The sequence below is a fragment of the Candidatus Neomarinimicrobiota bacterium genome (assembly GCA_034716895.1).
Classification (GTDB): Bacteria; Fidelibacterota; UBA8477; order UBA8477; family JABMPR01; genus JABMPR01.
This window is the reverse complement of sequence record JAYEKW010000116.1, coordinates 1-12,685: the sequence shown is the minus strand read 5'-3', so window position 1 is coordinate 12,685 and position 12,685 is coordinate 1. Positions and strand designations below refer to the sequence as shown.

Sequence of the window (12,685 nt, the reverse complement as noted above, 5' to 3'; positions counted from 1 at the left end):
ATAGATTTTTTGTGGATCTGATTTCTCCAGCTTGATAATTGTCCACAAAAAATCTATCAGGTGGTGAAAGTTTCATTGTGAGTCTGACACTTGCTTTAGGGCTATCAAAAATGGCGAGTCGGAAAGTTAGAGTAGATTCGCTCTTTCTAGATGAAGGCTTTGGTACATTGGATGAAGAGACCCTGGAAACGGCATTGGAAACCTTATCTAGTTTGCACCAGGACGGGAAGTTAATTGGCATTATCTCGCATATTCCTGCGTTAAAGGAAAGAATAAGCACACAGATCAGTATTGACCCTATCTCTGGTGGAAAAAGTGTTATTGCTGGTCCGGGATGTTGTAGAGTTTAGATGATGATAATGAGTGGGAAACGGTATCATTCAGTTCACCTACCGATCGATTCAAATGAGAATATCACACCGAAGGTGGAGAAAAAAACTTCGGTGAAAATTCTTGGATTGATGAGTCCGTCGAGATCCAGGGGAATCAATTTTACTGGCAGATGATGACGATAATATCAGGAGGGTGACTTGCGCCATCCTGAGCAGCAAGGGTTGCCACGTTGAAGAGGCTTCAGATGGCATACAGGCGCTTTCACGTTTTGAAGCCAACCCCAAAGGATTCGACCTTATTGTGACTGATTTATCCATGCCGAACATGACAGGAACTGAATTGGCGATTGAAATCAGAAAATTGGATTCCAGCATTCCAATTATTCTTTCAACCGGTCATCTTGAAACTGGGGAGCAAGATGAATATAGAGAATCCGGGATTAGTGATAGGATCAAAAAACCCTGGACGATTGACCAATGCAAAGATCAACGAATTCAAAATCTAATCTTACTTCATCTTGATTGATTGTGTGTGCCCGCTTTGTCGTATAAAGAATGGCATAAAGGAAAAATGATGTCGGATCTAAAGGCTATCGAGCCATCGCAAAGATCTGCTGGGGAATATTCTCTAGACTTGTGATCTTATCTACCCCACCCATTTCAATGGCCACTTTTGGCATCCCGAATACGATGCAGCTTTTTTCATCCTGGGCGATGGTTTGTGCACCACTATTCTTCATCTCCAAAAGTCCAGAGGCTCCATCCTTCCCCATTCCTGTCATGATCACACCAATCGCATTAGAGCCTGCATACTTTGCCGTGGATTTGAACAAAATATCAGCTGAGGGGCGATGTCGACTGACCAGCGGACCTTTTTTCACTTGTACAAAATATTGAGCCCCCGAACGATTTAACAGCATATGAAAATTCCCCGGTGCAATCAGGGCTCGACCTGGATATACCTGATCCCCATTTTCCGCTTCCTTTATCTCCAGATCACAGAGCGAGTTGAGTCGGTCTGCAAATGCCCGTGTAAAATGCTCTGGCATGTGCTGTACAATCACAATACCCGGTGAATTTGCCGGCATTGATTGTAACACCTGTTGAAGTGCCTGAGTCCCGCCTGTGGATGCGCCAATGGCAATGACTTTATTGGTTGTTTTGGTCATGGCGTACTTTTGCTTTTTAGCCACAGGTAGAACAGCCGTTTGGGATGGTTTTTTTACAACCACCTTTGCGGCTGCCTTAATTTTATCGATAAGTTCGATGGACATATCACCTACAGAATACGCTTCACCTGGTTTTGAGAGGACATCAACGGCGCCAGCCTCCATGGCTTCCAGAACCAATTTCCCACCTGCAACTGTCAATGATGATACAACGATGACCGGCAGTGGATAATGATGCATCAACTTCTTAAGAAAGGTAATGCCGTCCATGCGTGGCATTTCAATGTCCAGGGTTATCACATCGGGTTTTAGCTGAATGATCTTATCCCTGGCGATATACGGGTTGGGGGCAGTTCCCACTATTTCAATCTGACTATCCCGCGACAATTCCTTGGTGAATATCTGCCGAACGACCGCCGAATCATCAACAATCAGCACCCGAATACTTTTCATAAATTAATCCTATCCAACTGGCAAATTAAGAATGCTAATATTATCATCGTGCAGCAACTTCATAAGTCACTGAGATGCTGACATTCCCACCCATTGATATTTTATACACTAGCACTTGCTAATCAATTCTAACATAGAGGATTGCTGGATATTCATCAACAATAAACCCCAGGGAGCCCTCTTTATTCAGCAGGCTGGACCACTCCGATGAATCGATGTTTTGGATCTCAGGCACTGACAGGTTAAATACCTTGTCATGGCCCTCCAGCTCGGTTAGCAACTGCCCACAGATAATATTTAGCATTTCCTTCAAAGCATCCCCTGCTAATTCTTGTACCTGGTCATCCTCGGGATCAATTCCTAACACATTGGCCGCGATCTCCGGACACATTTCGTTGGGAACGGTCAGCATGACCTGCCCAGTTCGTGCTCCGCTAAAGTCCATCTTAGCCCTGACATGATTTGTACTGCTATTTGTTAACTCGCTTGTGTCCACGAGCTCACCAAACATGAAGGCCAGATTCTCAAAAACATCACAGAATACATTTTCTAGTAGTACTATGCGCTCAACTTCCATTTTTCTCTCCCATGACCTCATCCACCGCCTCTCGTATCTGTTCCGGGGTAAATGGTTTTCGAATGTAGGCACTCACTCCCTGTGCTTTCAGTTCATCTATCCGGGTAGAGCTGCCTTCCGTGGAGACGATAATGACTGGAATAGTGGCCAATAATCCATCTTCAGACATCTTCTTCACCATCTCGATCCCACCCATAACCGGCATATTTATATCAGCCAAAACCAGGTCCACCCATTCTGATTCAACAATTTCCAGGGCGATCTTCCCATCCGGGGCATTAAAAAGCTCACCCATGTCCACACCGGAAATGGTCAACGCCTTTTTGATGACTGCGCGTACTATCGCCGAATCATCAACTATGAGGATATTGTAGGCCATACTGTTTAATCCTATTCATTTCAGTTAAGCAATTCTGTATAGATCACTTAGTTCATTCACTTTGATCATTGTTTCGAAAGCACAGGCTTCGATGATTTGATTATTAATCGGTAGTTTTTCTAAAATTTTATCAGAGATCCGATAGGCCAACCCATCCTGGCCAGTGCCGATCCCACTCATCATTGAAACACTATCTGCGATATGTACCAGATTCAAAACTAAGGATTCTGCCCCAAAATTCTGTGGAGCATGATGCCATCTGGCGGTATTGATTATAGCACTGGGGAAATTCCATTTTTCAAATAGAAGGGCCCCGATCTCGGCATGGTCAATACCTAATACTTGGCGCTCAGCTTCATCAAAGGTAACCCCTTGCTCTTCAACTAATTCAAGAATGGGGCCAGTATCCACTTCAATAAAAGTTCCCATAATTATTTTACCGATATCATGCAACAAGCCTGCAGTAAAAGCATCTTCTGGTATTTGTAGCCCCAGTAAGCCGGCCAATTGTTCGGTTCCAATGGCAACTGCAATGGAGTGTTTCCATAATTCACCTGCCGGAAGATCATAGCCCTTTATCTGTCCCTGCATCACAGGACCAACAGCGGCGGTCATAACCAACTCACCCATCCGCTTGGTTCCTAAACGGGAGACACACTGGCGGATATTATCCGCCTGTGTTCGAAATCCGAAATAAGCTGAATTTGCCAGACGTAGAAGATTGGCCGTCATCCCCGGATCATATTTTAGCACATCAGCAAGCTCTCTGAAATCCACATCCGGGTCAGCCAATAGCTGGCGTAATTTATCCACCACAACGGGCATGGCTGGGATTGAGCCTAGTTGGTCTATTATCTGGTCGCGTCGACTCATAGTTCCAATTCCTCGCCTTTGTTTTTGATGGTCGTTCTTCCAGTATCCATATAGAGCATCAAAGTACGGGATTTAGAGCCCCCAACATCATCAGCTGCGATCATGAGATTGTTTTTCCAGAGAATTTTTCTGGTAACGGCGTAATTTCTTTCACCAATTCGGAACATACGCTTCGGATCAAGGAGACTGGCCCCACCAGCGACTTTGACAATTAATCGATCCGGCTCAGCACCCTTATCATACACTGCCTGCAGCATTTTTATTATACCTGTATCAACAAACATATACGGTTTATTTTGAGACTTTTCAGGATACATTTTTGATAATGGCAACATGCAGTGGATCAGCGCACCAACACGGGCTACGGGGTCATACATGGTTACACCAATACATGACCCCAGTGAATAAGTGATCAATATATCATCACTTTTGTCAGATACGACCAGATCTGATATGCCAACGGTCAGCATTCTATTGGTGTCTTTCAGTACAGTTTAAGTAGGTCATGTACAACTCATTAGTGTGGGATTGGCACATCATCAAAACTCTTCTTTTATATAGACCGATGGGCTAACAGTTGTAAATTTCGTATTTAACCCAGTCAGACTCTCCGCAGTACCCACAATGAGATAGCCGCCCGGTTTTAGCAGTCGATAAAATTCGTTTACCAAGCCCGACCGCACCTTATTGTCAAAATAGATCATCACATTGCAACAGAACACGAAGTCGAAGGGTCCTTTCATTGGAAAGGGTGGTTTTGCTAAGTTCAGTCTTTTGAAAGTGATCAATTCTTTTATTGGCGCTTTAACCTCAAAATTAGCCACACCATTCTGTCGTCGTGTAAAATAACGGTTTCGTAATTTGGCAGGTACAGTTTTCAGGTTCTTTTCATTATAAACCCCCTGTTTACTATGACTCAAAACCTGAGTTGATATATCTGTAGCTAGAATTTTGAGATCGGTAGCATCGATACCTTTGATCTCGGATAATTTCATAGCCATGGCATACGGCTCCTGACCTGTGGAGCAGGCTGCTGACCAGAATCTGAATTTCTTTTGTCCTTGGGCGACCCACCCGCTAGTTGCATCTGAGAGCACATCGAAGTGTTCAGATTCTCGAAAAAAATGGGTTACATTGGTGGAGATTACATCTAATAGCTGAACCAACTCATCCCCACTGGTGTCAGAATCTAAGAAATCATAATAGTCCCTGAATTGATCTATTTCCAGTGATTTCATTCTTGTTCGAACCCGAGCAGTTACCAGCGCTTTTTTGCTATCGTTCAAGACAATCCCTACGTTGTCATAAACGATCCTGGTGATTTTCCTAAAAGTTGAGTTATCTATTTCCATTTTCTAAGGCTACTTTTCTCTTTAAATGATGTTCACCAGGTAGGTTTGGATTATAACAGGTAATGACTCCTTCGGTATATTCAGATTGATCAATACTCTGAACCCGTTCATATTGGATAGATTAAAAAAAATCATTTCATAACCGTTGCCCTGACATACCAGGATCACTTGACGTGAATACATCAAATCCAGCTCCCAACAGCGAGACTCTATGTATTTTCCCACTCTGGGCAATATTAGCGATAATCTCTTCAACAGCATCCATCTCACCCTGCAGCATGGAATACTGGATACTTTGCTGAATCAGGTCAGATGTGTGCTTAATATCATCTATCTTGACCTGCAGGTCAAGATTCTTCTGATGTTGAATTAGCATATAAAATGAACTCCCCAGCAATAAGCATATTGTTAAGAATATTGCTGCCGGTATTTTTTTTCACCAATTGATAATTTTTTTTACTTAGTATCGGTTTCATAATTGAAACTCCTGCATTTCTGAGCGGCATTCACAGTCATTTCGTTATGGCTTTCAACCTGATCCTGTAATTACTGCTCCCCGCTATTTCAAAATATCTGCTCATACTTTCAATCATCTTTTCGGTAAATCGATGGTTGAACAATTTTAAGATCCGTATTGATCCCTGACAAGCTTTCAGAATGACCGACAATTAAGTATCCGCCTGGCCGTAATAGGCGTGAAATTTCATTAACCAGCTCCTCTCGAACTGTTTTATCAAAATAAATCATGACATTGCAACAAAAGACAATATCGATGGGACCGCGCATTGGAAAGGGCTGCTTAGACAGGTTGAGACGTTTAAATGTCATCAATTCTTTGAGTCTGTCTTTAACAGTATACGTTTCCATTCCAGCTTCAATAGTACGATTAAAATAAAGCTTAAGCTGTTTCGGTGAGACAGTTTTCAAACTCTTTTTTGGGTAGACTCCGCTCAGGCTGTGAGCCAGTACTCTGGTTGATATATCAGTGGCCAGAATTTTTAAATCTGCATTTACAATTCGTGGAATATCCAACAATGTCATTGCCAGGGAATAGGGTTCCTCGCCGGTTGAGCAGGCTGCGGACCATAAGCGGAAGCGTTTCTGACCCTGCGACAGCCAATCCGGAATAATCTGGCTCACAAAATCATAGTGATCGGATTCACGGAAAAAACTGGTAACATTTGTGGAAATAACATCCAGTAGTTGCACCAGTTCATCCCCACTATCATCCTGGTCAAGATAATCAAGATATGAACGGTGGTCTGGCATCTGTAAAGCAGTTATTCGTTTACCGATCCGGGCCGAAACCAGGGCGCGCTTGTTATCATTCAGCGCGATACCGCTTACGTTATAAACTAATTCACAGATTTTCTTGAATGTTCTATTATCCATTGTTTTCCTGTTTGAAGCCTTGAAGAGGCTGGCTGCTGCCAGCCTCTTCAGGATTCATGGGGCAACGAAGACGGCAGGAAATGAGTGGATCAATTCTCAACACATTCACCGCAGTCTTCATCAACTCATTAAAATTCCGCAAAGTCAGCATCATCTAAAGGAATGACCTGTTCCGGTAATTTGCCATTGCCCTTCTTACTGGTTTTCCTGCGTGGTTTGGCGGCAGCCTTCTTCTTGGCACTCTTGGGCGGTAAAGCCTGTCCACCACCATTGGAAGTAAGCTCAAAGGTCGCGATCAGGGATGATAACTCCTGGGCCTGACCGTTAAGCTCCTCAGAAGCACTGGCTGATTCCTCAGAATTAGCAGCATTCTGCTGAGTAACTTTATTCATCTCAGCCACAGCATTATTCACCTGCTCAATACCTTCAGCCTGCTCTTTTGAAGCAGCATCAATCTCACTCACCAGGTTATTAACCTTACTGACACCTTCAACTATCTGAGTCAGCAATTTGGCAACTTCCTCAGTGATCTTTACACCACCGGCAGCATTCTCCACCGATTCGTTGATCATGTCGGAAGTATTCTTGGCCGCTTCCGCTGACTTCTGAGCCAGATTACGGACTTCTTCCGCTACCACTGCAAAACCTTTACCGGCATCACCGGCACGGGCTGCCTCAACCGCTGCATTTAAAGCCAGCAAGTTGGTCTGGAAAGCAATATCATCAATCGTCTTAACGATCTTGGCTGTCTCATCGGAGGAGGTCTTGATCTTCTCAATGGCTGTGGTCATCTTACCCATAGCCTGATTACCCTGATCCGCCGCTGAACTGGATTCCCCGGACAGCTTGGTGGCCTGATTGGCATTCTGGGCATTCTGCTGGGTCATGGATGACATCTCTTCCAGACTGCTGGATATCTCTTCCAGCGAACTGGCCTGTTCATTGGAACCTTCCGCCAGGGACTGACTGCCGCTGGCAATCTGATCACTGGCCGAGGAAACCTGATTAACCGATGTACCGACCTGTTTTAGGGCATCATCAAGGTTCTCGATGGTATTGTTAATATTATCCTTCAATGCGGCATATTTGCCTTCGAATTTGTCAGTAATCGTTTTTGTGAGATCCTTGTTTGAAACGGATTCCATAACATCGATAACAACATCAATTGTCCGATCGACTTCCTTCATCATGGTATCGATCTCTGTAATGTCAGCCACATATTCCAAGCCTCCGATAATCTCACCGGCATCATTCTTTAGGGGTGCACCAGTGTACTGGACCGGGATTGTAGTGGTTGGGTTGGGGTTGGCAACTGTTTTTTCAGTAACTACAGTATCTTTCCGCATGGCCTGAGCAACGGCACATTTGTCCGTGTTGCAGTGGTCGGTTTTGAAAATATCATAGCATTTCTTACCAACGCATTGTTCCTGGGTCAAGCCACCGAATCTGGCTCCGGCGGGATTCATGTATTCGACATTGAAATTCTTATCAATAGCCATAACGGGTGTGGGAACCTTGTTAAGAACGTTCGCTTTATTTTTAACGACCTTAGCAATAGTGGACCCCAGTTTCTTATTATTTAAGAGACTCATTGTATTTTCCTCTTTTATTGTTTGTTAAATTGTATATCATTGCAAATGCTGGTCCCAGGTAAGAATTATCGAGATGTCCATTCTGGCTGGTATTAACAGTTTCGTCAGTAAAATAATTATTGTCTGATTTCCAGGACATCAACAGTAACACCGGTTTAACATTTGTTGAATAACAGTTTATGATTTAGCTGATTTATCGGTAATACTGACAATATCCATTAATTCCGTACTGGTCAGTACTTCCTCGATATTGAGAAGAATCTTTACCGTTCCTTTAGCTTTAGCCATACCGAGTATGAAATCGGTATTGAGGTTTTCGCCAAAGGATGGGGTATCTTCAATATCCTGCCCGGTAATATCCAGTACTTCAGAGACTGTATCCACCAGGATACCCATCTGGATCGGCGTGCCATTCTGAGCAATGTCAACTACGATAATACAGGTTTCATCTGTATCCTCAATCTGCTCCAGGCCAAACTTGGTCCTGAGGTCAACTACCGGAATAACTTTACCGCGCAGGTTCAGCACACCGCGTACAAATTTGGGTGTGCGTGGCACGGCGGTAATTGCCATTAATCCGATTATTTCACGAACCTTCAAAATCTCCAGTCCGTATTCTTCAGTGCCCAAGCAGAAAGTAAGGTATTTACCGTCCTTGCTCATGGAAGCGAGCACATTATCCGCATTCGGTTCTGCTGCGGCTTGTTCATTAACTAGGTTTGTCATGGTTTCTCCTCTTAACTTGGTATTAATTAAGTTTATTTTGATTGCCAGTGGCATTCATACCGCTGCTATTCAGATTATATTTTGCATTACCCAACATGGGATCCTCAACTGTAATTGCCATCATTGGAGTCTTTTATTAGGCTGTTTACGTCTAGAATCAGACCGACCTGTCCGTCCGGCATGATGGTGCAACCCGACAACCCGGATATATCGCGCATGGTTTCACCCAGTGATTTGATAACAACCTGTTGTTGTCCTAATAATTCATCAATAACAAGACCAACCTCGCTGCCATCAGCTTCAATGACAATAACCAGAGCCTCAGTAGGTTTCTCTATGGCCCCAAGAACATCGAAAAGACGATTTAAATGCAATAGCGGTATGAGGCGATCATGAAACTTCAGCATTTCGCCCTTGTCAAGTAGGGTTGACAGGGATGCTTCATCAGGCTGCAGCGATTCCTTTACTGAAAGTGTTGGTACGATGTATCGATTTGATCCGACCCTTACTATCATGCCATCTATGATGGCCAGTGTTAAGGGCAGCCGAATTGAGAAGAGACTACCTTCCCCAGGTGTCGATTGAATCTCGATCAGACCCCGCAAGGATTCAATATTGCGTTTTACAACATCCATCCCTACGCCGCGACCCGATATTTCAGTTACTTTTTTGGCAGTGGAGAAACCGGGTTCAAGGACGAGACCCCAAACCTCATTATCGTGTAATTTCTGATCTTTTTTGATCATCCCGCGTTCCAGTGCCTTTTTAAGTATGGCATCTCGATTGAGTCCACGTCCATCGTCCTGGACCTCGATGTAAATATTTCCGCCCTTATGAAAGGCTCTCAGTTCAATTTGACCGCCGGGATCTTTACCTGCATCCACACGATCCTGAACATTTTCCTCGATACCATGATCCACCGCATTACGGATCATGTGAATCAATGGGTCTCCAATTTTGTCGACTACTGATTTATCCACTTCTGTATCAGAACCAACCATATTGAACTGAATTGTCTTACCGGATTTTTTTGCCAGATCCCTTACAAGTCGGGCCATTTTCTGGAAAACCGACCGAATGGTTACCATTCGTAGGGAAGTCCCCATGCTTTGCAGTTCCCGGGCAATCTTATCCAACTGCGAGAGGTGTTTGATGAGTGTCGGGGAGGCAATTGATTTTAACTCAGGTGACTGGCTCACCATTGATTCTGCAATCACCAGTTCACCGATGGCATCCACCATTTGATCAATCCGCTGAGTATCGACCTTCAGTGTTTCCTTGAGTTTGGTTCCCTGGGGTCGTGCTCCCGATACCTTTGCACCAGTTGCAGGTGCTGATGATTTAATGGGGGAAACCTTTGCTGTGACTTGAGTTTCAGCCTTTGCTTTGACTTTGGTCTGGGCTTTTGGTTCAGATGGCTTAGGCACACTTGCTTCTGTAACTGGTTTTGATTTTGTCTCAGCTTCATTCGACTGATCAGTGGGTGCCTGATCTGAGATGGTCTGATTGCTATTTGGATCGTTGATCACCTTGAGTCTTTCAACAAGTTGAGGTAACTCTGGTTCAGCTAAGGGGGCAACACCGGTGGCTAGCGACTGGGCTAGAGTATCCAACATTTTTTTGAGAAAATCCAAGGACTCAAAGGTGATGTCCATGGTAGCTCCCTTCAGAGCTACTCTACCCTTTCGAACCTGATCCAGTAAATTCTCAGCTGTATGCGCCAGGGAACCAATTTCAGTTAAATCCAGAAAACCAGCTACACCCTTTATAGTATGGAAAGCCCGAAATACTGTATTTAAGGCATCGTTATCCTCAGGGTTAGATTCCAGAATGAGTAGTTGGGCATCACTTACCTCCAGGTGATCTCTTCCCTCCGCCACAAAATCCGCACATAGTTCCATGTCAACATCCCACGCCTGTGACGTAGGAGTAGCCTCTGTCTCAGTGATGGGCTCACTGGTAGGTGGCGTATCAGAGGAAGTTCCAGTTTCTTCATCTTGCTTTGTGCCATTTGATTCTATACTATTAATACCTGATTTTGGGTTATTCAATTGATCAAATATTACCTTTATATCTGGAACTTCCGTATCAGTTGAGAAAGATGTGAATTTGTTCTGCAACCAATCTTTTACGGATAGTAATACATCAACCGCTGAAGCGGTATTTTCAGCATTCAGGTAATCTTCAGTCCGGTGACACAATTTTTCTACATCATCCAGCCCCATAAGAGCTGATTCCCCTTTGAGAGTATGCAATAGACGGAGCAGTTCGCTGGAGCTTCCATTTCCATTCGATTTTTCCAGGCTGAGTATCAGTGTTTCCATCTCGCCCATTACACCGTCTTGTTGAGATAAAAACTCTGTGAATATCTCTTCATCAACCCCGGGTGGCAAAGCAGAGGCGTTTCCATTTGCACCAGGTGCAGTTTGTTCAGCTCCATTGAGACCCAATTCAGCAGGGAAATCAACATCCTCGATTTGATGACCATCACGAACAACCGATTGCAAAGCAGTAACGGAATCAACAACAACAGCAAAGGCTGCCTCCAGGTCTTCGGCTTCTTCCAGCAATATATTTTCCATGATCTGCATCACTGGAGTCATTACAGAATCGATGGATGGATTGTCTGTTTCCTGAGCCCATTCATGAATTCCGTTAAAGCGATTAAACAGCTTACTCATGGCAGAAAAATCTGTGGGGTCACTCAACACCAATGCTTCACATATTTCTTCGATTGTGGAAATAATATCCATCCCCGTAGTTTTTTCAATGGTTTCAGCAGTCATTAGATTTTCACCAATTCTCTCTCGCGTTCTTAGTATTCATCATCTATGCTCATTATTCTTGGGTCGTGGGGTTGAGTCTAACTTGCTACTCCTTATTAGCGTCGTGGAAGCATTGATTCGTGTTCTATCGGTATGTGTCCCTATCATATTCCACTTAATTGTGAATAATTTCCACCGGCACTATTTTCAAATCATATGCCATGGTTTAGGGATCCGTCTATATGTATGTCTCGACTGGTTGTACACTATCTTGAGGACAATGATAAACTTTGGTATATAGCCATATTTACTTGCCAGCAGGCAAATATTGCCGGGTGTTTATAGCAATTTGTACGGAAAGAAGGGTTTTGATTGTAGTGATGTAAATACTTGAAAGATCAGGATTATGAGGTGATTATTTGCTGAAGAATATCACCATTATCTAGGTATTTTGACCTCGGGTTGAGCGATATATATGTGTTACAATTGGGAATTTGTGAAGTGCTGGTGATCACCATCACAGCTCATTTGAGAGAGCAATAATGCTGATGTACTCTAAATCTTCTCTTTCACTACGGGCAGAAGAATTCGAAAAGTCGTTCCCTTCCCCAATTCACTGCTTACGGATATTTTGCCCTGTATGCTTTCAATAATTCCGTGGACAACTGATACCATTTTTACTTCAAACTGCGCGTTATCTTCTTCATCTTCTACAGTTGTGCTTTACTTCGATGAACTCAGCATAACACACTTAAAATTATAACCATAGCTATCAGTCTTCGTACTACATGCTACGCCCTGACAAGCAGCTATGCCTGCCTATGCCGAAGTCGGTCTCCGCGCAGGCAGGCATAAAATTTTAAGCTTACAGAACAGCAAAACTTGTCTCCCGTAGCGTGTAAAGCGTAGGGTGATATTTTGAACCTATGCGCGCCCTCTGAAGTACAAATGGTGTGCGCCAAGCAAAGCTGGTGCTTTCAAGCTGGACAATCCAGCCCAGACAAAGGCTAGCCCCCAGTCTGGAACAGAGCTACACATATTAGGAGGTAACAAATAGTATGAAGCTGTAGTAATG

The 12,685-nt window shown here is 43.8% G+C and carries 12 protein-coding genes and 1 pseudogene; 2 read left to right on the top strand and 11 right to left on the bottom strand.

What is annotated here, in order from left to right:
* The first annotated feature begins 41 nt into the window (after positions 1 to 41).
* Together U9Q77_07580 and U9Q77_07575 are read left to right on the top strand one after the other, a co-directional pair.
* A pseudogene (locus U9Q77_07580) lies at positions 42 to 350 on the top strand (SbcC/MukB-like Walker B domain-containing protein).
* A 139-nt stretch (positions 351 to 489) separates the two neighbouring features.
* Positions 490 to 858: a response regulator gene (locus U9Q77_07575; GenBank protein MEA3287219.1), complete on the top strand. Its 369-nt coding sequence runs from the start codon at positions 490 to 492 to the stop codon at positions 856 to 858.
* A 64-nt stretch (positions 859 to 922) separates the two neighbouring features.
* On the opposite strand, the gene U9Q77_07570 is transcribed toward U9Q77_07575, so the two are convergent.
* The 11 genes from U9Q77_07570 to U9Q77_07520 form a co-directional block, all read right to left on the bottom strand.
* A complete protein-coding gene (locus U9Q77_07570; protein MEA3287218.1) occupies positions 923 to 1,954 on the bottom strand; it encodes a chemotaxis response regulator protein-glutamate methylesterase in 1,032 nt (343 codons plus the stop codon).
* A gap of 118 nt (positions 1,955 to 2,072) precedes the next feature.
* Positions 2,073 to 2,531: a chemotaxis protein CheX gene (locus U9Q77_07565; protein ID MEA3287217.1), complete on the bottom strand. Its 459-nt coding sequence runs from the start codon at positions 2,529 to 2,531 to the stop codon at positions 2,073 to 2,075.
* Positions 2,521 to 2,910, bottom strand: coding sequence for a response regulator (locus tag U9Q77_07560; GenBank protein ID MEA3287216.1), 390 nt, complete (start codon positions 2,908 to 2,910; stop codon positions 2,521 to 2,523). Before U9Q77_07560 ends, U9Q77_07565 begins: the two co-directional genes overlap by 11 nt.
* 24 nt (positions 2,911 to 2,934) lie before the next feature.
* Positions 2,935 to 3,783, bottom strand: coding sequence for an HDOD domain-containing protein (locus U9Q77_07555; GenBank protein ID MEA3287215.1), 849 nt, complete (start codon positions 3,781 to 3,783; stop codon positions 2,935 to 2,937).
* Positions 3,780 to 4,253, bottom strand: a complete 474-nt coding sequence (locus U9Q77_07550) for a chemotaxis protein CheD (GenBank protein MEA3287214.1) — start codon at positions 4,251 to 4,253, stop codon at positions 3,780 to 3,782. Before U9Q77_07550 ends, U9Q77_07555 begins: the two co-directional genes overlap by 4 nt.
* Before the next feature lie 69 nt (positions 4,254 to 4,322).
* The gene (locus U9Q77_07545) at positions 4,323 to 5,135 is read right to left on the bottom strand and encodes a CheR family methyltransferase (protein ID MEA3287213.1); all 813 of its coding nucleotides are present in this window, start codon (positions 5,133 to 5,135) and stop codon (positions 4,323 to 4,325) included.
* Positions 5,136 to 5,271: 136 nt separating this feature from the next.
* Complete coding sequence (locus tag U9Q77_07540; GenBank protein MEA3287212.1) at positions 5,272 to 5,511, bottom strand: hypothetical protein; 240 nt, start codon at positions 5,509 to 5,511, stop codon at positions 5,272 to 5,274.
* A gap of 209 nt (positions 5,512 to 5,720) precedes the next feature.
* The gene (locus tag U9Q77_07535) at positions 5,721 to 6,527 is read right to left on the bottom strand and encodes a CheR family methyltransferase (GenBank protein ID MEA3287211.1); all 807 of its coding nucleotides are present in this window, start codon (positions 6,525 to 6,527) and stop codon (positions 5,721 to 5,723) included.
* Positions 6,528 to 6,655: 128 nt separating this feature from the next.
* The gene (locus tag U9Q77_07530) at positions 6,656 to 8,119 is read right to left on the bottom strand and encodes a methyl-accepting chemotaxis protein (protein ID MEA3287210.1); all 1,464 of its coding nucleotides are present in this window, start codon (positions 8,117 to 8,119) and stop codon (positions 6,656 to 6,658) included.
* Positions 8,120 to 8,296: 177 nt separating this feature from the next.
* A complete protein-coding gene (locus tag U9Q77_07525) occupies positions 8,297 to 8,845 on the bottom strand; it encodes a chemotaxis protein CheW (protein ID MEA3287209.1) in 549 nt (182 codons plus the stop codon).
* Positions 8,846 to 8,949: 104 nt separating this feature from the next.
* On the bottom strand, positions 8,950 to 11,631 hold the full coding sequence (locus U9Q77_07520) for a chemotaxis protein CheA (protein MEA3287208.1): 2,682 nt from the start codon (positions 11,629 to 11,631) through the stop codon (positions 8,950 to 8,952).
* Between the last annotated feature and the right edge of the window lie 1,054 nt (positions 11,632 to 12,685).

What these genes read in the sequence shown, in the direction of transcription:
- U9Q77_07530 (MEA3287210.1), bottom strand. Translation starts at nt 8,119, where the DNA reads ATGAGTCTCTTAAATAATAAGAAACTGGGGTCCACTATTGCTAAGGTC.
- U9Q77_07525 (MEA3287209.1), bottom strand. Translation starts at nt 8,845, where the DNA reads ATGACAAACCTAGTTAATGAACAAGCCGCAGCAGAACCGAATGCGGAT.
- U9Q77_07545 (MEA3287213.1), bottom strand. Translation starts at nt 5,135, where the DNA reads ATGGAAATAGATAACTCAACTTTTAGGAAAATCACCAGGATCGTTTAT.
- U9Q77_07550 (MEA3287214.1), bottom strand. Translation starts at nt 4,253, where the DNA reads ATGCTGACCGTTGGCATATCAGATCTGGTCGTATCTGACAAAAGTGAT.
- U9Q77_07540 (MEA3287212.1), bottom strand. Translation starts at nt 5,511, where the DNA reads ATGCTAATTCAACATCAGAAGAATCTTGACCTGCAGGTCAAGATAGAT.
- U9Q77_07555 (MEA3287215.1), bottom strand. Translation starts at nt 3,783, where the DNA reads ATGAGTCGACGCGACCAGATAATAGACCAACTAGGCTCAATCCCAGCC.
- U9Q77_07520 (MEA3287208.1), bottom strand. Translation starts at nt 11,631, where the DNA reads ATGACTGCTGAAACCATTGAAAAAACTACGGGGATGGATATTATTTCC.
- U9Q77_07560 (MEA3287216.1), bottom strand. Translation starts at nt 2,910, where the DNA reads ATGGCCTACAATATCCTCATAGTTGATGATTCGGCGATAGTACGCGCA.
- U9Q77_07535 (MEA3287211.1), bottom strand. Translation starts at nt 6,527, where the DNA reads ATGGATAATAGAACATTCAAGAAAATCTGTGAATTAGTTTATAACGTA.
- U9Q77_07565 (MEA3287217.1), bottom strand. Translation starts at nt 2,531, where the DNA reads ATGGAAGTTGAGCGCATAGTACTACTAGAAAATGTATTCTGTGATGTT.
- U9Q77_07570 (MEA3287218.1), bottom strand. Translation starts at nt 1,954, where the DNA reads ATGAAAAGTATTCGGGTGCTGATTGTTGATGATTCGGCGGTCGTTCGG.